This window comes from Sphingomonas panaciterrae (assembly GCF_036890205.1).
GTDB classification, from domain to species: domain Bacteria; phylum Pseudomonadota; class Alphaproteobacteria; order Sphingomonadales; family Sphingomonadaceae; genus Sphingomonas; species Sphingomonas panaciterrae.
Window position 1 is genome coordinate 124,533 of sequence record NZ_JAKNQR010000005.1, and the last position, 17,590, is coordinate 142,122.

General features: G+C 66.6%; 28 protein-coding genes. 2 read left to right on the top strand and 26 right to left on the bottom strand.

The features are described 5' to 3' along the window. Positions 1-74: 74 nt before the first annotated feature. Positions 75-266, top strand: coding sequence for a hypothetical protein (locus L8F96_RS13590; RefSeq protein ID WP_037448279.1), 192 nt, complete (start codon positions 75-77; stop codon positions 264-266). Between the two features lie 44 nt (positions 267-310). Here L8F96_RS13590 and L8F96_RS13595 read toward each other — a convergent pair whose 3' ends face one another. From L8F96_RS13595 to L8F96_RS13715, 25 genes are all read right to left on the bottom strand, one after another. After that, positions 311-631: a single-stranded DNA-binding protein gene (locus L8F96_RS13595; protein WP_037448186.1), complete on the bottom strand. Its 321-nt coding sequence runs from the start codon at positions 629-631 to the stop codon at positions 311-313. A 320-nt stretch (positions 632-951) separates the two neighbouring features. Further along, positions 952-1,389 carry a hypothetical protein gene (locus L8F96_RS13600; protein WP_037448189.1) on the bottom strand — a complete coding sequence of 146 codons (438 nt, stop codon included), beginning with the start codon at positions 1,387-1,389 and terminating at the stop codon, positions 952-954. A 3-nt stretch (positions 1,390-1,392) separates the two neighbouring features. Next, positions 1,393-1,653 (bottom strand): type II toxin-antitoxin system Phd/YefM family antitoxin, encoded by a 261-nt coding sequence (locus tag L8F96_RS13605; protein WP_037448192.1) that lies wholly within the window; start codon positions 1,651-1,653, stop codon positions 1,393-1,395. A 59-nt stretch (positions 1,654-1,712) separates the two neighbouring features. Continuing rightward, complete coding sequence (locus L8F96_RS13610) at positions 1,713-2,216, bottom strand: N-acetyltransferase (protein ID WP_037448195.1); 504 nt, start codon at positions 2,214-2,216, stop codon at positions 1,713-1,715. A gap of 157 nt (positions 2,217-2,373) precedes the next feature. Next, on the bottom strand, positions 2,374-2,892 hold the full coding sequence (locus L8F96_RS13615) for a DUF736 domain-containing protein (protein ID WP_334656282.1): 519 nt from the start codon (positions 2,890-2,892) through the stop codon (positions 2,374-2,376). Positions 2,893-3,054: 162 nt separating this feature from the next. After that, positions 3,055-3,372: a DUF7673 family protein gene (locus L8F96_RS13620; RefSeq protein ID WP_037448201.1), complete on the bottom strand. Its 318-nt coding sequence runs from the start codon at positions 3,370-3,372 to the stop codon at positions 3,055-3,057. A 64-nt stretch (positions 3,373-3,436) separates the two neighbouring features. Next, entirely contained in the window at positions 3,437-4,135 is a 699-nt protein-coding gene (locus L8F96_RS13625; protein WP_037448204.1) for a hypothetical protein, read from the bottom strand. After that, positions 4,125-4,613, bottom strand: coding sequence for a hypothetical protein (locus L8F96_RS13630; RefSeq protein ID WP_170170816.1), 489 nt, complete (start codon positions 4,611-4,613; stop codon positions 4,125-4,127). The genes L8F96_RS13625 and L8F96_RS13630 overlap by 11 nt, the downstream gene beginning before the upstream one ends. 115 nt (positions 4,614-4,728) lie before the next feature. Then, a complete protein-coding gene (locus L8F96_RS13635; RefSeq protein WP_037448208.1) occupies positions 4,729-4,923 on the bottom strand; it encodes a hypothetical protein in 195 nt (64 codons plus the stop codon). Between the two features lie 39 nt (positions 4,924-4,962). Further along, on the bottom strand, positions 4,963-5,313 hold the full coding sequence (locus tag L8F96_RS13640; RefSeq protein WP_037448212.1) for a DUF3768 domain-containing protein: 351 nt from the start codon (positions 5,311-5,313) through the stop codon (positions 4,963-4,965). After that, positions 5,310-6,275 (bottom strand): hypothetical protein, encoded by a 966-nt coding sequence (locus L8F96_RS13645; protein WP_046407161.1) that lies wholly within the window; start codon positions 6,273-6,275, stop codon positions 5,310-5,312. The genes L8F96_RS13640 and L8F96_RS13645 overlap by 4 nt, the downstream gene beginning before the upstream one ends. A gap of 61 nt (positions 6,276-6,336) precedes the next feature. Beyond that, positions 6,337-6,717, bottom strand: coding sequence for a hypothetical protein (locus tag L8F96_RS13650; protein ID WP_037448218.1), 381 nt, complete (start codon positions 6,715-6,717; stop codon positions 6,337-6,339). Then, on the bottom strand, positions 6,710-7,534 hold the full coding sequence (locus L8F96_RS13655) for a Mom family adenine methylcarbamoylation protein (protein WP_334656283.1): 825 nt from the start codon (positions 7,532-7,534) through the stop codon (positions 6,710-6,712). The genes L8F96_RS13650 and L8F96_RS13655 overlap by 8 nt, the downstream gene beginning before the upstream one ends. A gap of 18 nt (positions 7,535-7,552) precedes the next feature. Beyond that, positions 7,553-7,876, bottom strand: a complete 324-nt coding sequence (locus L8F96_RS13660) for a hypothetical protein (protein WP_037448223.1) — start codon at positions 7,874-7,876, stop codon at positions 7,553-7,555. Next, the gene (locus tag L8F96_RS13665) at positions 7,873-9,024 is read right to left on the bottom strand and encodes a phosphoadenosine phosphosulfate reductase domain-containing protein (RefSeq protein WP_079247000.1); all 1,152 of its coding nucleotides are present in this window, start codon (positions 9,022-9,024) and stop codon (positions 7,873-7,875) included. Before L8F96_RS13665 ends, L8F96_RS13660 begins: the two co-directional genes overlap by 4 nt. A 38-nt stretch (positions 9,025-9,062) precedes the next feature. Further along, positions 9,063-9,707 carry a hypothetical protein gene (locus L8F96_RS13670; RefSeq protein ID WP_037448226.1) on the bottom strand — a complete coding sequence of 215 codons (645 nt, stop codon included), beginning with the start codon at positions 9,705-9,707 and terminating at the stop codon, positions 9,063-9,065. An 84-nt stretch (positions 9,708-9,791) separates the two neighbouring features. Continuing rightward, positions 9,792-10,550, bottom strand: a complete 759-nt coding sequence (locus L8F96_RS13675; protein ID WP_334656287.1) for a PRTRC system ThiF family protein — start codon at positions 10,548-10,550, stop codon at positions 9,792-9,794. Continuing rightward, positions 10,540-11,199, bottom strand: coding sequence for a PRTRC system protein A (locus L8F96_RS13680; protein WP_046407164.1), 660 nt, complete (start codon positions 11,197-11,199; stop codon positions 10,540-10,542). Before L8F96_RS13680 ends, L8F96_RS13675 begins: the two co-directional genes overlap by 11 nt. After that, on the bottom strand, positions 11,196-12,023 hold the full coding sequence (locus tag L8F96_RS13685; protein ID WP_046407166.1) for a PRTRC system protein B: 828 nt from the start codon (positions 12,021-12,023) through the stop codon (positions 11,196-11,198). The genes L8F96_RS13680 and L8F96_RS13685 overlap by 4 nt, the downstream gene beginning before the upstream one ends. A 7-nt stretch (positions 12,024-12,030) precedes the next feature. After that, a complete protein-coding gene (locus tag L8F96_RS13690) occupies positions 12,031-12,948 on the bottom strand; it encodes a hypothetical protein (protein WP_205499366.1) in 918 nt (305 codons plus the stop codon). A gap of 22 nt (positions 12,949-12,970) precedes the next feature. After that, entirely contained in the window at positions 12,971-13,195 is a 225-nt protein-coding gene (locus tag L8F96_RS13695) for a hypothetical protein (RefSeq protein WP_205499365.1), read from the bottom strand. 2 nt (positions 13,196-13,197) lie between these two features. Then, positions 13,198-13,404 (bottom strand): PRTRC system protein C, encoded by a 207-nt coding sequence (locus L8F96_RS13700; RefSeq protein ID WP_046407168.1) that lies wholly within the window; start codon positions 13,402-13,404, stop codon positions 13,198-13,200. Between the two features lie 43 nt (positions 13,405-13,447). Further along, positions 13,448-13,876, bottom strand: a complete 429-nt coding sequence (locus tag L8F96_RS13705; protein ID WP_046407170.1) for a PRTRC system protein E — start codon at positions 13,874-13,876, stop codon at positions 13,448-13,450. Positions 13,877-13,912: 36 nt separating this feature from the next. Beyond that, complete coding sequence (locus L8F96_RS13710) at positions 13,913-15,520, bottom strand: PRTRC system ParB family protein (protein WP_334656288.1); 1,608 nt, start codon at positions 15,518-15,520, stop codon at positions 13,913-13,915. Positions 15,521-15,621: 101 nt separating this feature from the next. Beyond that, complete coding sequence (locus L8F96_RS13715) at positions 15,622-16,632, bottom strand: deazapurine DNA modification protein DpdA family protein (RefSeq protein WP_046407174.1); 1,011 nt, start codon at positions 16,630-16,632, stop codon at positions 15,622-15,624. 75 nt (positions 16,633-16,707) lie between these two features. Here L8F96_RS13715 and L8F96_RS13720 point away from each other — a divergent pair, with 75 nt between their 5' ends. After that, the gene (locus tag L8F96_RS13720) at positions 16,708-17,196 is read left to right on the top strand and encodes a hypothetical protein (RefSeq protein ID WP_046407176.1); all 489 of its coding nucleotides are present in this window, start codon (positions 16,708-16,710) and stop codon (positions 17,194-17,196) included. Positions 17,197-17,363: 167 nt separating this feature from the next. Here L8F96_RS13720 and L8F96_RS13725 read toward each other — a convergent pair whose 3' ends face one another. Continuing rightward, complete coding sequence (locus L8F96_RS13725) at positions 17,364-17,564, bottom strand: hypothetical protein (protein WP_046407178.1); 201 nt, start codon at positions 17,562-17,564, stop codon at positions 17,364-17,366. Positions 17,565-17,590 lie beyond the last annotated feature (26 nt).

The following is a 17,590-nucleotide window of genomic DNA, read 5'->3' on the forward strand; positions in this document are numbered from 1 at the left end:
CCGGCGGCACGAAAAATGCTATACGGAGTCGGGGCGCAGGATCACGATGCATGGAGAGCGTCATGAGATTGGCGATGGACGAGGCCATGATCCGGGACGCCGCGGAGGCACTCGCCGCGCGGTTCAAGGATCTGCTGGTCGACGGCTTGGCGCGCAGCTTCACCCTGTCGCGCGACGAGGTGGTGCTGGCGCTGGGTTTCACGCAGAGCGTGGCCGACCTGCTGACGCCGACGATCCCGGCGCCGGCGATGCGGCTTCCGGCCTGAACACAGGCGGACAGAGCGGCGCGTGAGCGCCGCTCCGTTGCGCTTCAGAAGAAGTCGATCTTGTCGGCGATGATCTCGCAGCCGTAGCGCGTCACGCCGTCGCGGTCCTCCCAGCTCGAATAATGCAGGCGGCCGGTGATCGCGACCACGTTGCCCTTCTCCCGGATCGCGGCGGCACGGCCGAGACCGTTGAAGCAGGTGATCTTGTGAAACTCGGTTTCCTTGGCGGTGTAGCCGGTGGCCTCGTCGACATAGGTCTTGCCGTCCCTGAGCTTCACGCGATCGGTCGCGACGATGAGGGTGGTGACGGTGCCGCGCGTCTCGGGGTCCTTGGCGACCCGGCCGGTGATGTTGACGTTGTTCATGGGACTGCTCCTTCCGATGCTGCGGCGGCCTTTCCGCCGGTGACACCGAAGAGCGGCGTGCGGGCGCGGCCGACACCGGAGCGCGAAGCGCGGAGGGAAACCCCGGGAGCGAGCTGGCGCGGGCAGCCGCGTAGCGGCAACACGGGCGAGCGGATGGGGTTGTGGGACGCGGCCGTCTCGCCGCAGGTGTCAGGAACCGGCGACGGAAAGGCGCTGGCACCAAAGGATGACGGGGACCCACCACGTCGATGCGGGGCCGATCGGCGATTGACCGGCAAATGCAGCGTCATCTCATTGGACGCGTCTGGCGGCGCAATGGGTCAGGAGGTCCGCTTAACCTGGGCGATCTTGCCAGCGTCGTAGGCGGCAAGCCAACGCGTGCGAATGGTCTCGTAGAGGCTGGCCGGGAGCACGCCGTATGCGACGTCGCCGGCCGGATCGCCGGGCGCTGGACGCAGGTCGGGGCCGGGCCATTGGAAGTGGTTGAGTTCGGTGAGGATCACCCATGATCGCTCGTCGTCGAGGCCAAGGCGCGCCTTCGTCGCCGCCGGGATCTCCACCGCGAGTTTAGGGTCAGCCGGGGGCGTGTGCGTCACCGGAAGGACGGTGACCATTCTTGCGCCGGCCTTGGTGGTTGCGGTCAGGAGGATGGCGCAGGGGCGGTCCTTGCTGCCCTCTTCGTGGCCGGCCTTGGCTTCGTGGCTCCAGAGATAGGCGTAGCGGATGACGAGGCCTGGAACCGGTTCAGGTATTTTCACGCGTCAGGACTCGACCTCGTTATCGAACGCGGCTGCCTCGGCAGGCGCTCGCGCGGCGCGCACGCCCTCGGCAATCTCGTCCGGGATGTTGTCGAGCGTGTAGACCTGACGATCACGGCTCTTGAGCCGCTGATATTCGGCATGCGACAGAAGCACGAGGCTTTCATGCCCATGATGGGTGATGGTCAGCGGGCTCTCGAGGGCCTGGCGGCTGAAGCGGCCGAAGGATTTCGAGACCTCGACGGAACTGGCGGTCTGGGGCATGGCGATTCTCCTGCCCGGAATATACGGAGTTTCCGGATAAATTCAAGGACGGCGGCTGACTATCGGGCAGGTCGCGTCCAGAGCGAGAGGTTCCCTCTGGCGCCTTGCCAGTCCTGGCCTTGGCGCGAGAAGCCCGCCCGGCTCAGCTTCCCGTGCATCCTGGGATTGTCGGTCGTGGCGAAGCAGGCTTTGGTGAGCGGATCGGCCACGGCGCGAACGAGGCGCTCCCCGAGGCCCTGCCCTTCCATGTCCTTTGCCACGACGATGTAGCCAAGTTCCGGGGCATCCTCATAGCCATCGATTGCCACGCCGGCCTCGGCGAACTTCTTGCAACGATAGTTTGTGGACGGGTCTTTGAGGACGCCGGCACCGACGATGCGATTGGTCCCGGGCTCGCGAAGCAGTTCCACGCGGTGGCTTCGGCCGAGCCGCGGCAGGATACGTTCGATCGTGTCGGGGATCGCCCCGCCGTCTTTCACAAGCGCTGCAAGCGCTCGTTGATCGTCCCGCCCGAGGTCGGTGAAGCGGCCGGTCCAGGAAACGGGTTGATCATCGGCCGCCATCGGCACTCCTTGCTGACCGCGTGTCCGCGGCTTCCCGGATTCTACCGAAGATCGGTGTCCGGCCTATAGCCGGAAACAGAAAAAAGGGCCCGCTTCGCCGGGGGGAGCGAAGCGAGCCCTGGTGATCCGTGCGCCCGATGAGGCGCACGGCGTGAGGTCAGTCGGCCATCTCGGGCTGGCGGCGGCGACGGCCGCCGGAAGCGGGCTCGCCACCGGAGGCGGGCTCTCCGCCGAACGCGCCATCGGCCGAGGATTCGCCGAGCCCGTCCGTGCCTGCCGGCGCCGCCGGCTCGCCCGCGCCCGGCAGCGGCGGCAGGCCGTCGTCGGCCGCGATCGTGTCGGTGGGCGCATCGCGGCGGCGCGTCGGACGCGACCAGACGATGTTGTAGGAGCCGTCCTCCTGGCGGAAGGCCGAGATGTAGAGCGGCTTGTCGAGGCTCGGATCCTCGATCTTGCCGTTGAGGAAGGTCTCGCCGGTCGAGTTGGACGAGAGTTCGAACAGCGCGCCGACCTGAACCCACTGGCGGGCAGCCGAGAGCGCGAGGATCTCGAACTTGGGCGCGCGGGGATTGGCGGAGTGGACGGTGCGCAGCGCGATCACGATCGCGATGGTCAGCGTCGAGATCTTGCCGGTGTAGGTGCCGCTGGCGTTCTGGGTGATGGTGCCGATGTTCATGGGTGGTCTCCTGAGAAAGTTCGCTCGAACCCCTTGTCCGAACACCTTCTCTGACCCCCTCCTCTCCTCGGCCGTTCGGCCGAGTAAGGCGCGTCAGCGCCGCTCCGACAAGCGCCACTTCGGCGCCGTCGGGATCGTGTCACTGACCGAGTGGAACGGGAGTCAGGACTTTCGCGCGAGCGAAGGACGCCAAAGGGCGATGATGTCCTGCATCTCCTCGGCAAAGCCCAAGCTATCGATGTAGACGGCGCCGCGGTCGTTCTGCCCGAGGAAGCCGATAACGCTGGTGATGTCGTTGGCGATGGCGATATCGAGGCCGAAGAGATCGGCAATCTCGAAATGGCCGAGATCGGGGCCATTCCACCAAGCCATCAGGAAGTTCGCGACGCGGCGCGCCTGGCCGGTGTCGCTCATCGCGATTGGGATCAGGCGCGTCAGCGCCGCGCGCGCGGAATCATAGTCGGTCTGGATCGAAGTCATCGGCGGGCTCCCGGATGACAAGCTATCGGGATGCGTGCGCTGCGCAAAGGACTTCCCGCTGCCCTCAGAGACGCAGCGGCGCTGGCATCGCCAGCCATTCGGGCTGATCGTCCGCGATCGGAAGGTCGAACTTCGCGGCCTCGGTCTCGCTGAACACGGTCGCCCGCGCAAGGCTGCCGAAGCCGTCCTCATTGTTCCAGAAGCTGAGGCCGGGTTCGCCGTTGCGCGTGGCAAGGACAAAACCGTCCGCGCCTTCGTCGCTCGCCCGGGCGATGGCACGATCGAGCATCAGCGAGGTGTGGCCATATTCGATCGTGTCGGCGGTTATCGCGACATAGCCGCCGCCAAACTCGCCGGCGCGCAGCCTGTCGCAATCCGAGGCCCACTCGAAACCGAACGGCAATGCCGACGGGGCGCAGCGCTGGATGAGCTTGGCCGCGGTCTCCACGCCGAACTGCTCGCCCGATAAGAAGACCACGACCACGCCGTCCGCATCGGGCCCGGCGAAGTCGATGTCGAAATCTAGGCTCGGATAATTTTCGTCCCGGAAGAGGTCGAGCAGCCCGTCGAACGGGCTCTCCGGCGTGCGCGGGAAGAGCGCGGCGAAGTCCGCGCCCAGGTCGCGATAGTGGGCCTCGAGCACGTCGAGGCCTATCTCGGCATCGTCGATCATCTCGATCGCGCCGACGACGCGGTGAAGAAGATCGGCCTCAGCGCTGGTGACCGCAATGCCGAACGCGGCCTTGGTATAGCTATTGGACATGACGGCCTCCGTGGCTGGCGGGGTTGTCGGCATCGACACCGCGGACGACGAGCGGCGGCACGGTGAATTCGGCAGTATCGAAATGCGCGAGGACGGCCTCGAACGAGCCGAGCATCTCGATCTTGCTTCGGCTGATGACGACCTCGTCATCCTCGGTGACCGCGTAGGACGTGATGCGCTCGTCGCCGGTCGAAACGACGCGTTCAGGTCCCCACTGGCCGGAATAGCCGCCGCACCATCGAACGAAGGGCAATCGATGGGAAAGGCACCAGCTTTCGAGATCGTCGAAGCTGCCGCCGGCCACCTCATGGGCGAAGAGGCTGAGCGGCTCACCCGCGACATGATGATGCGCTTCGAAAGGCTCGCCGTCCCATTCGATGGCGAGTCGCTCGCTTGCGATGATGTCGACCAGCTCGTCGAACTCGGCGGCGTTGAGCGTGCCTCCGACGATGATCGAGGCGGATACGCGATCGGCCATATGGACCTCCTTCGGTTGTGCGCGCCTCGGCGCGCATGAATTGACCGGCACGCGCTCGGCCGCCCCGCCCGGGACGGACGCATGCTGCCCGGCCTCGGTTGCGGAGCATTGCGGCTTATCCGCCGCTGCGCCGCATCCGGTGCTGGACGTGGCGGGCTGCGCCTTCGGCGCTGCTGATCGCCTTGCCGGCGGCCGACGCCGCCTGGCGGGCGCCAGCCTGGCGGAGAAGAGTCCGCGCTTCGCGCAGTCGTTCGACCGCGATGGCGATGGCCTGCCCGTGCTCGGGCGTGGCCGGGGTGATCCGGCGCATATCATTCCTCCGAAAGGGATGGAGCGGCGCGCGAGGCACCTAATCGTCTTCGGGCAGCATGATCGTCATGACCCGTGTCGTGACATCGGGGTCGCCCGGATCCTCGGAGCCCCATTCGAGCGAGCGATCATAATAGTCGATCGCAAAGCGGATCGCCCTGCCCCTGAACAGGACCTCGCCGCGGCGGCGTTCATCGCGCTCGTCGGCCGCGAAGGCGCACCGGTCGATCGCCATCAGCAATTCGCCATGGGCGCGCAGCGTCGCGTCGGGGTCTGAGCCTTCGGCGAGCGCCGCTGCGCAAGCGGCGGTGATGACGATCCGCGCCGCCGGATCGAGACCTTGCCGGACGCGATCGTTGAGCGTGGCGATGCGGGAGAGCTGGTCTGTCATTCTGCCTCCATCAGGCCGGCATTGAAGGTCGCGATCCAGGCTTCCATCGTCGGACGCTCTGAGACCGGCACGAGGCTGGCCGCGTCCTGGAAACGGATCAGGTTGGTCGGGGCGTCGCGGCGGATCGCCGCGATCTCGGCCTCGGGAAGGAGCCGCTCCGCCCGGATAAAGTCGGTAATCTTGCCCGGCTTGGTCTTGGTCGAGCGGCGCCACAGGCCTTCGACGGACCGGAGCCGGGGCTCGGCTCGGGCCTCGATCAGGACAATCAGGCGCAGGCACCAGGAGGGAAGCGCGCGAACCTCGTCAGGCCGGATCGCTCCGCAAAAGAAGCAGCTTGATTTGGGAGGCACCGGCAGGCCGGCCGAGACGATGCGCGCCACGCAGCGATCGCGGGTCCAGCCCCATTCGCGCAGCGGATAGCGGCACTCGAACAGGGGGTCGTCGATGGCGGAGGCGTGCGCGTAGCGACGACTGTCGGCGGGCGACGCATCGTAGCCGATCAGGCGAACGACCTTCTGACCGCGAGACCAGGCGGTCTGCGCCGGCGCCCAGTCGCGAAGGTAGGCATCCTGCGGCGCGACCTTCCATTTGAGCGAGCAGCTATGTCGGCCCAGGCTGATGCTGGGAAGCGTTGCGTTGGTGAGCACATTGGCCAGGATCGAGTAGTAAGGCGGCCAGTGTTTGAAGCGTCGGGGAACGTACCGGACAATCTCATAGGGGATGCCGCGCGCCGCCATCCACGCCGCCATCATCTCCTGATAGGCATAGGTCTCGGGCTTCTCGGCCCCGGGATCGGCGGACAGGACGAGATCAGGAGCCTCGCCGCGGGCCTCCAGCTCCACGAGCAGCGCGGTGGAATCGACGTCGATACCGTAGGCGAGGACGACCGGTGGCGGGGCGGAAACCAGGATGTAGTCGGGAGACCGGGCCATCCCGGCCTCGGCGTGAGGAAAAGCGGACATGAAGGATGGCCTCGGATCTTGAAGGCGGTCATCGCCTCCGATCCTCCAGACCCCCCTCCCCTCATTCCTGGCGGCTGGGCTCGCCCAGGAGGATGACGGCGATCGACGGCTTGTCATCGGCATCGAGCTTGCGGCTGTCGAACACCTGTCGGCCGCCGAGGCCGATCGTCAGCATCTCGAAGGTCGGCGAGATGCCGCCGTTGGCGTTCGCGATGTTCGTGCCGTGATCGTGATACTGGATGTCGACGAAGCTGGGCGGCGCGCCGCGCTTGTGCTCGCCGAAGAAGAACGTGACCCTTCGCCCGTCCGACGTCTTCGCCGTTATCGTGAAGTTGCCGTCGGGGATGTCGACCGGAAGCGTCGGCACGTCGTTGAACCGGGCAAAGCCGATGCTCTCGGCATCGGCCGCCGTCATGACGGGGAGGGTCGTGATGTCAGCCATGGTTGGTCTCCGCATCGACAGGAAAGAGCGGCAGCGTGGGGTGCCGGATCGGAAGAGCCTTGGGATAGGGCAACCGGGGGAGCGCGCGGCCTCGGCGGCGCGCCTCTCGGGTGAGCTCGAAGCAATAGGCATAGAGCCCGGCTTGCTGGTGGGCGAGCAGATGCCGCTCGCGTTGAAGCCGCCAGAGCCAGCGGCGCGGCTCCTCGCCTATCGACGGCCTCGGGACGCCGAGCGCGACCAGCTGGTCGATCGCACCAGCATGTCCTTGCTCGCCGAGACGAATTTTTGAGCGGGTCCGTCCCGAGATGGTGATGTCGCCGACGCGGAGCATGGTACGCGGCCTCGTGATCGCCCGGTGCGCGGCCGAGAGCGCGCAATAGACCCGGCCAATATGCCCGGCGCCGGGGTCGCTATACGAGACCACGGCCTCGATTCCCGGCCGTTCACGGCGGAGGTGCCGGAAGGCGCGCGCCACGAAGAAGCTCTCGCCGTTCTGCGGCACTGCGTCGGTCAGGATGAGACGGGCCAGGACGCAGCCGCGTGCGGGATCGTCGAAGCCGGTGTGGCGTGAGATCACGGCGCCGGTGGTCGGCACTGCGAAAACGGCGACGCCTTCGAGAGCACCACTGCGATCGAACAGGCCGACAGCGACTTGGGCCGCCGGATAGGTCGGGAGGTAGTGGTGCCGTGCGATGAACGCGCGCGCCACGGCATGGTCGATGACCTCGACCCGATAGGCGCTTGGATCGATGAGCTCGAGGTCGCGCGCCCATAGCGCGCGCCGCTCGCGCCATCGCTGGCTGCGGTCGGTTTGCATGAGGTGATGATCCGAAGGTCAGAGCAGACGAGGCTGACGGGCGTGATCGTCCAGCATTTGCCGTGCGAAGCGCTCGGCGCCCGCCTGGTCGGTTGATGGGAGCAGGTCGTGTGTGCAAAGCAGGCGAAAGCTATGATCGCGTTCCATCGCGCACAGCCATCGATCACGGCCCTCGACATCCACCATCGTGAGGGCGAGGCACCGCGACCCGGCATAAGGGTTGGTGTCGATCGGATCGCCGGCGAAGCCGGCCAGCGACCAGAAGCGCCAGCCGAGCGGCGGCTGATCCTCGATCTCGGCGGTGAGGCGACATTGGCCGATGGCGACATCGATCGCCGTCATCGCGCGGCCTTCCGTGGCGCGACCGCGAGAAGCTCGGCAAATCGCTCCATGATCGAAACCGCGGTGGGAAAGCGGTCTGGCAGGGAATGGCGTGCCAGGATCGGGCGCCGGGCCGCGGCAATGTCCTCGGCCTCGGCCGGAGTGGGCAGCCGGGGCGGCCAACCTTTGACGTATCGCAGACCTGGCGGCATCGACGCTTCTAGACGGCGGCGCTCGAGCTGGTCGGCCTTGGCGCGCGCGACGTCCGACCTGAGCCCGGCGCTCAGCAGCCGGGGCGCGACGTCGGCGAGCCACCGCGTCGGCTGGAAGGGGAACGTCGAACGAGCCTCGATGCCGACCAGTTCACGATAAACCTCGGCATTCGACGGCGCCGCTGCCGACGCCTCGAGGTCCTGCAGCGAGGCGAAAATGCAATAGCGACAGGACAGCCGGCTCGAGCCCCACGTCGAATAAGCTTCATGCAGCAGGATCCCGAGCATGCGGTGGGCGTGAAACACGTCGCTGCTCGTCCAGTCGGCAATCGGATGCCACGTCATCATCGTCGTTCCGTGCCGGTTCCCGGCCTTGGCGTACCGCTCGTCGGCCTTGGCGATCGGGATCGAGGCCCGGTTGTGGCTTTCGTCGCGGCGCAGCCCGAGAACGGAGATGATTTGTTCGCCCTGGTGCATTCGGGCAACCGCCGGTCCGATCACCGCCGCCTTCATTTCGGATTGGCAGAAGCGAAGCGATGCCGACGACCACGGTCCGATCAGATTATAGGTCTCGAGCGCCGCGTATCGCCGCTTGCCGCTCTCGAAACGCTGGATCCAGCGATCGACCAGGTCGCCCGCCGCTCGCCGGACGACAGTGAGCGGCATGCCCGCCTCGGCGGCGATGCGCTGGACGGTCTCCGGGGTCGTGGCCCATTCGGCACGGCCGAGATCGGCATGGATCGCCATCCGCCGTTCGCGCGGATGACCGACGAGATCGAGGAATAGGTTGACCGCGGCCATCGCGGCGCTCGAATCCTTTCCGCCCGACAGGTTGAAGACGATCCAGGCGCCGGCCCGGATAGCGCCGATGATTTCGGGCGTGAGGGCAATGCCCGGAAGCTCCGGGCTGATCATGTGCGATGAAGCCGCCGAGGCGAGGCGAGCGTGGTGGATCATGGTCTGCTCCGGCGGCGAGAGGGCGAACGCGAGGCCGGTCAGGCGAACAGCCGATCCGCCTGGGTGACGGACGGCGAGAGCTGCAGGTCCCGCCGAAGCTGCTGCGCAAAGCGATCGGGGGCGAGCAGTGCAGTGACGGGCGCGAAGTGATTGCGCTGGCCGCAATAGTCGGTTCGGCCGCTGACGCGGCGGTAGAGAACCTCCCGATCCTGGCCCAGCCCGCCTAGCGAGAGCTGGACATAAACCTCGTCACCATGGAGCGTGATCTCGCCGGAGACCGCAGCACCGCCCTTGTTGGAGCGGACGGAGTAGCTCTCGGCCTCGAGGCCCAGGGCCTCGGCGAGCCGGCGCATCGCGGTCCGCCCTTCGGCATGGAAGGTGCGCTTCGCGGCCTCGTCATAGGCGACGCCGCGATAGGCGAGCGTGCGAAGCACAGGATGTCGGCGGATTTCGGCGATCTGGTCCATGCAGGTGCGGCGCAGGGCCATGCTGTCCGGGCGGCGCTCGGCTACCGACACGAGGTGCCTCACGAGCAGGATGACGGCTGCGTCGGTCTCAGCGTCCTTTCCGGCATTGCGACAGTCGGTGATCGCCGCGTGAATGGCGTGCAATCCTGCGCCGATGGTGGTCAGGGCGCTGGGGTCGAGCGCCTGCTGGTGGCGCATCGCGACATCGTAGGTCATGGACGGGGTACTCCGGTCTCAAGCGCAAATCCGCTCGACCAGCCCCTCCCCTCTCTTCTCCTTCACGCCGGCGGGCGTCGACGATCAAGCAGCCGCCGGCAGGGGTATCGGGGTGCAGCGTCCGCTGCCGAGATTGATGAAAGCTCCGGCGTGACCGATCGACCCGCGACCGAGCAGGTCGAACAGGAGTGAGAGCGCGTGGCTCGCGACGATGCGGTTCACGAAGAGGGATTGTCGCTCCAGGGCCTCGGCGACCGAGCAGGATGGCGCGTCGTCGTCCGGCACGCTCTCGTCAGCGAGTTCCGGAAAATCTTCGAGGACGGTGGGCAGGCGACGCTCGTTCCGGCGATGGGCAGCGGCGGGGCAGCCGATGATGTATTGGCCATCGCCGGCGCGGTTGCCGAGGTCCAGCCAATAGGCGGGTGCCTTGGACCCTCCACCGAGCGCGGCGCCGAGGGCGCGGCGAGCTGAGGCGGTATCGACGCAGCTGATCAGAATGTCCGCCCCCGATACATCGATCGCCTCGGGCGCTCGGCCGTGAACGGCTCGCCAGGCGAGACCGTGCGCAAGGTTGATCCGCTCCGTCAGCGTATGGGCTTTGGAGTTGCCGAGATCGCAGCGGTAGAAGGGCTGCCGGCCGAGGTTCGCCTCGGTTACGACGTCATCGTCGACCACGATCACATGAAGGGATCGCGACGAAATTGCGCGCAACGCCGTATCGAGCGAGGCGAGGCCCATCAGAATCTGGGCGCCATTTCCCCCGCACCCGATCAGAACGACATTGATTACGCGGTGGTGGAGCCCTTCCGGCAGGAAGTGGCGATCACGTGTTTCAGGCGTCATGGCCGTATCCTTCGAAGGGGCTGCGCGGGAGCGGAAGAAACATCCCGCCGGCGCAAAGCCGAGAGGCAAACTCGGGACTGTCGGGACCGCCAAGGCGACCGATGACGAGCGCAATCTTGGTCGCGTGAGCGTCATCGGCATCGTCCGTGGCGCTGAAGAAGGCCCGGCCATGGCCGTGGCTGTGGATATCGCAGACGATGTGGCGGTTCCCGGGCAGGACAGGTGTCCGATAGACCAGGCGCGACGGCGTCGCCTGGTCGATCTGCGGGAAATCGAGAAGGAAGCGCCGATCGTCCTCGTCCCACACGATGAAGGCGGCCGCCTCATTGGGCAGCGCCGCGCCGAAATGATCGATGATCTGGGCCAAGAACGCCCGCGGTATCAGGCCGCACCGAAGGTTGGCGCGAGGCTCGCCCACGCTGCCATAGGGAAGGTAGGCGGCAATCGGCGGCGTGACAGGCACATCGAGCTCGAGCCACGGGCGCCTGACAATCAGGAAGACGCCGTCTCGGCCGATCGCGAGGCAATGGCCCGCGCGCGAAGCCCGTACCGCGTCCAGGCCGGGTGAGCTGCCGCTCGGCGGCGCAGGGAAGCACGGGACGGCCGCGAGCAAGGCAGCCGCCGTGGGGTCATCGGCGAGAGCCGTCATCGTCTCGTCCTTTCGATGAGTTGGCCAAGCGTCAGCGGCTCGATAGCCTTGCGGGACGATGCCGCAACCGACCGACGTTTGACGGCGAAAGCCTTGAGACGCCTGACCGGGAAGCGGGCGGCGCGGCGCGCCGCAAGGTCGTCCCAGAGGGAGATGAGTCCACCCTTGCCCGAGACCGTCTGGTCCTGCCCGTGATTGGGATGAGTCGACCAGGACTCGAACAATGCCCGCTCGAAGTCCGGGATGGCGGAGACGGACAGCGTTCCGGGCTTCGGGATATTCCCCCAGCAAAGCGTGCCGTCGGCGTAGACATTGAGGATCGGCGAATGGAAGACGATAGAGTCGGCAGTCGGCCGCTCATCCTCTCGAAGCGCGTAGACTCCCAGCGATCGCTTCGTGGCAACGAGCAGGTGGGCCGGGTAAGGGACCGAAACCACCGTTCTGGTGGAAAGAGCCTTCAGGCCGGCGAGCGGCGTGCTCAGATTGAAGTAGGCCGGACGAACCTCCGCCGGGATCCACCACGCGAGGAGATCCTGGTGCGCAACGAGCACGTTGTGCGGGAGGAGCTCGGGCGCGGCGGCGCGACCCAAGGCCTCGGACCATTGGCGCAGGTGCGCCCGTGTCAGCGGCGTGCCGGCGGCGATCCTCGGCCCGGCGTCGTCATCATGCTCGATGTGATGAAGGCTGGCGAACGCCCGCCCATCCTGGCCGGGAGCGCCGTAGCGCGTGCCGCTTCTCGCGGCCTCGGTTCGATAAAGCAGGATGGCGTTGGTCAGCACCAGCCCGCCGGCGGTGGCTTCGAATTGGGTCGAATGCTTTGACATGGCTGCCTCACAGGGTGTCGGGATCGAGCTGGATCAGCTCTTGGGCGGCGAGCAGAAGCCGGGCGCCCGCCTCGAGCGATGCGAACCAATCGGTGACGCGAGCGGCGTCCGGCAACGGGCAGAGGCCGGCGATGTCCATGAAACCGTATTCCATGCCGTGGCGTGCGACATCGTCGACCTCGCGCGCGAACTGCTCGACGGGCACGAGCGTCAGAGGAGGCAATGACGAGCACTCCTCCAGGTCCGGCAGATATTCGTGGAGGGTCGCGCCGTCGAAATGCCAGGCGTTCTTCTCATCCGGCAGGGCCCGAAGCGCCCGGTGGCTGCATCGCAGATTGCGAAGCGCGCTGCGCAGGCCGTTCGGCAGCGACCGCAGCGGCGCTGCGTTCGCCGCGATCATCCAGTCCGGCCTTCTGTCATTCATGTCAGAGGGAAGGATGGTGTCTTCAAGATCCTCCGGATCGGCACCATGATAGGCCACGAGCGCGTCGCGAGCGGCTTTGTCCTCGATTTCGCCATCCCAATAGTACATCGAGATTTCTTCGAAGAGATCGTCGTAGCCGAAGATCGGAAGCGCTGAGCCCATGGTCCGGGCGAGCGCGGTATAGGCAGCGGCGCGCCAGCCGATCTGGGCGTCGCTGGTCTCGATCCAGCCGAGGTCGAGCTGTCCCATACTGTCGCAGACGATGGCGATGGCCGGCGCGTCCATGTCCTCGCTGTTGAGGACGGCGACGCGCAGTTCGGCCAGTTCGAGCGGCCTGAGAATATCCAGAACCGCCTTATCGAAAACGCGCTCGATGCGGCGTCGAGCCTCAGCGCGCGTGCAACGCCGTGCCGTCTGGTCGCGCGATGCGACCCAACCGCCAATCAGCTTGTGATGACGTGCAAGCGGCTGATCGAAACTGACCGGGATCTCCCGGGACAAGACGACCGACCGACCGGCCAGGTCAGCCGAGCGGGGGCAGTCGCAAGCCGTTGGGAGACTGGAGGGGCTCGGCCGGTTCGCCGTGTTGCGATGCCGGGTCGATGAGGATCTTGAGGTGGAGGGCCTGGGCCTGCGGGTCGCAGGGTGGTCCGGGAGAGCGGGTAGCGTCGCCATCATCGAACTCGATCCATTCGAGAAGTGTCTTGCGGGATGCGGCGGGAAGGACCGCGTCGGCCTTGCGCGCCACGGCTATCCCTTGGTGCCGACCGCGCGGCGGTACTCGGTGACATGGGTACCCGCGGTGACGCCGGCGTCGACCAGTTCGGCGTTCAGGATCGCGGGATAGAGAGTGGCGTGATACGCGCGCAGGCCCTGCGGGTCTTCGGCAAGGTGGGGCGGAACCGGAAGGTCGATCCCGTCATATCGATAAGCGCGCGAAAGGTGATTGATCTGCATGGGGCTTCTCCTGAGAGATTGAACACGGGCCGAAGCGGGGCCGTCACCAAAGACTTGCCGGCTCGTTCGATTTGGCCTCGGCCGGGAGCGCGCTCGGAGCTGGTGCCGGCGACGCGGAAGTGGTCGCCGTCTTTGCCGGCGCCGGTGTTGGCCTTGCCTTGGCGGCCTCGGCCGAGGCGAACTTGGCGGCTTCAGCGGCCTCACGTTGATCGGCGATCTGATCGGCGAGAGTCTTGCGCGTCGCGATCAGCTGACCGAGTGCGCCGTCGGCGCCACGCGCGAGTTCCGCGTCGATTTCCGCTGCGCTTGCGGTGATCGAGATGGGCCGTGTCTCGGCGACCTCGAGGGCGGCCGCCGTGCCCTCGACCTTCCGAGGGATGACGGTCAGGGTCACAGTGTCGTCCGGCCCGGCGACAAGGTCGAACCCTAGCGAATAGCGGTGGAGCAGTGGGAGCAGGTTTGCGATAAGCATGGTCGTTCGTCCTTGTTCGGATGCGAGGAAAGTGGATCAGGCGGCGAGCGCATCGACGCGGCGGCTGGACATCGGGGCGGCGCCGGGCGCCGCGCCATATTGCCCGTCGAGGGTCATCGCGCTCGGCAGCCGGCCCGCCCAATCGAAGCCGGCGGCGTTCAGCATTCCGGTGACCAGATCGGCCTTCTTGGAGCCGAGAAGCTTGGCGAAGGCCTTCTCGCCCATGTGCGAGATCAGCCCGGACTCCCGGGCGACGAACTTCAGCTCGTCCTTGGTATATCGCTCGAGAAAGCCGCGATCGACCTGCCAGACCTGACGGATGTCGACGTCGAACGCCCTTGCGAGATCGGCGACATGGCTGAACGATTGCACGTCGCGGGCGTAGGCGGCGCCGATCGCCGAGAGCGCGGTTGCCGCCTGGGCCTCGGAAAGTTCGCGAACCTCATTGATTTTGCCCCCGAAGTCCAGATCAGGGAAGGACGGGTTGACGAGAAGGCCGGCTCGCGCCGTCAGCGTGCCCGACTTGATCTGGGAGAGCGTCCCGGTCAGCGCGGCGACGAGGATGGCGGTTCGAGCATCAAAAGCGTTGTCTGCGAGCCCGCGCGCCAGCGCGGTGCGCCAGGTTGCCTCCCGCAGATCGCTTGTGCGGCCCGCGATCGACTTCGCGGTGACGCTGGGGCCATTGGCATTCGCGTTCGATCGCACGGTCGCCCGACCTGACGGAGTTCCCGGCGCGAGCGCGGCTCGCCGAGCGGTCGCCTCGACCCCGTCCGCGCGCTCATCTTCCTGATCCTCGGCCTCATCAGCTTCGGCGAGGTCGCCTTCGTCGGGGGTGTCATCGGCTGCGGCGGAACGATCCTGCTCTTCCTGACGGGCCTGCTCGACCGCGTCCGTCTTGAGCTGGAAGCATGCCGCGTTGGTGCAATGGCCATCGTCGACGTGGGTCTCGAAGAGCGCGCGTTGGGTCCCGGAGTTGAAAGGACAGGTCGTGCATTCGGACTTGTCGAAACAGGCGTCGGCAAGGTTTTGGGTTACGCGCATGAGGAGGTCGCGGGTCTTCCCGATGTCGAGGCCGGCTCCCAGGATAGTCTCGAGCGCCTTGTCCTGCTTGTCCGCCGGCACGGCGGCGAGCAGCTCGGCGTGGCCGACCTTGATGCGGCGCTTGTCGAGCGCGAGCTTCACCGCGTCCGAAAGGTTGGCCAGCGCGAGGCGGCGGTCGAGCTTGGCGCGCGACCAGCCAAGACGTCGACCGGCCTCGCCGCGGTCGTTCTGGCAAGCGGCGAGGACCCGGACCGCGGCATCGGCCTGCTCGGTTTCGGAGGCGTCATCCCGGATATCGTTTTCGTCGATCGCCGCCTCGAGCGCTTCCTGGTCGGTCATTTCCCGGATGATGACCGGCGCTTCGCCGTCCGCACCGAACGCCTCGAGCGCGGCGCGATACCGCCGCCCGCCGGCGACGATGATGTAGCGATCCTTGCCATCGTCCGCCGGGCGCACCAGAATCGGCTGAAGCATGCCGCGCAGCCGGAGCGACGCGACAAGTTCGTCGTGCTTCTTGCTGTCGAAATAGCGGCGCGGGTTGTAGCCGATGGCTATCCGGGCGAGTGGGACCATGGTGGTTCCGGTGGGCTGGGGTGCGGTCACGGCCGATCTCCTTGCAGGGTAGCGGGGCACCTCCGTCGGGGATGGACGCCTCACTCTGGCGAGCCTCATGCTCACCCCATTTCTGCCCACCTCCCCTCTCATCAGCCGGCGAGCCGCTCGCGGTAGATGTCAGCCGCCCATTGCTCGATCCACGGAGCCGTCATCTCGTCGTGATCCAGATCCCCGCTCTCGATGAGCTCGCGGATCTCGACTCGAGCCTGCGCGATCGCCGTTTCCCAAGGGTCCGCCGGGACGGGATCGGGTTCCGCAGGCCGATGGTGCGGCAGGCGCAAAGGGTGGTTGGCGAGACGTGCGTGCTGTGCCGCCACCCACCGAGCCATATGGTCGGCGACGAAGCGGTCGCTCTTGGATACACGGGCCTGGCGGGCGGCTTTTCGGGCGCTGATGCCATATGCCTGGCTGTCGATCGACGCGATGCGGTGCTCGAATGGGAGCAGGTACGGCAGCGCCGAACCCTTCACGCCAAATGCGTGCAGCCAGACCCCCCTGGGCAATATCTGATCCAGATGGTCGATGACGGCGATGACCCCCTCCGGACCATGGACGTCTCTCCGGCACATGCTGCCGACGCCGATCAGCGACCCGGGCTTCAGCGATCCCCACAGCGCAGCGATACAGCGCTCATAGTCCTCCGGACGGCGGCCCTGGATGACCGGCATCAGGGTGTCGACGATGCCATGATCCTGAGCGAGACGGCGACAGTCTAGATTGGCGCGGATCGTGCGCGAGAGGCGGTCTATGACCTCTTCGCGGTCCCGAGCGATTTCTGCCTCAACGCAATAGTCGGCGCTCGCCCACCACCGAAAGGGGTAGGCCCCAGCAAGCGCGACATAGTCGCCGAGTGACCATGGGAAACCGCCGTATCGGGCCGCCGCGACGAATCCGGCCGAGTCTAGGCAGAGCGCCGCCAGCCCCTTGGCATTCCTCAGCTGGGAAAGCCGCCACCCGTCCCATTCCCGCCACCCGCGGCGCTCGGTCCAGCGAGACAATCCATTCGCGGAAATAAGCGCGGGCTGCTGCAATGCGCGAGCTTGGGCGAGGATCGGTCCCTCGCTTAGGTGCGGCAGCCCGACGATGATCTCAATCGGCATAGCGGGCTCCTTGGGCGTGGTGATATTGACGGCTCGGCGCGTTCACGATATGTTCCTTGGCGCAGGAGATTTGCCATGACGACGACACCGTTCCGCGAGCGCTTCGACCTCGACATCACGCTGCGCGATGCGGCGCTGGATTCCGAGAATCGGCCGACGCGCCGCATGATCGCGAACGCGTCGATCGGGATGCACGTCGAGGACGCCTATTATTCGGTTCGTGAACTGCGCGAGGCGGTGAGCTGGGTTCATGAGGGCATCCCCGCCGGCAAGGGGAAGCTGTCCGAGATCCTCGCCAACGACGGCGCCGACGACTTCCAGCGTTGCATCTATTTCTGTCTGGCCGGGCGCGGCGTGGTGGCGATGCTCGACGATCTGGAATGGCTCGAGGATCTGCTCGAACGTCGCGGCCGTGTCGCGGGAGAGCAGGGGCGGCTGAAGGCGACGCGGATGCCGCTCACCAACCCCTATGTCGCCGACGCGCCGGACGGTCCGATAGTGAAGCTGGACGCCGCCTTCGAGCAGGGCCCGTCATGGTTGGCCGACCCGACCTTATCCGTCTGAGCGGAGGTCGGTGCTCGTACCTCAGGCCTCGAAAGGGCTCCTGCGACGGGCCGGCGATGGCGCCGCCTTCCTCGTTTTGGCGAGCGCGAACGCCGACTCTTAGCGCCGCGCGCGCCGGATCGTGCGTGAGCTTGGTCAGCACGCTCCGGCGATCAGAACGCTGGGCTTCAAAGCACCATCTCGACTTCGACGCGCTCGCCAAACGCCGGCCAGGTGCAGACGCGGAAAGGCTGGATCGGATTGGTGGTGCACACGATGCTGACGCGACCCGGCCGCTCGTCGAACAGCCGGGAGGCGACGCGGTTCGCGTTTTCGCGACTGCAAAGGAGCAGACGCTTGGGTGACAGGCCGGTGCTCAGGTCAAGCATGTCAGATCCTTTTCGGAAAGCATGAT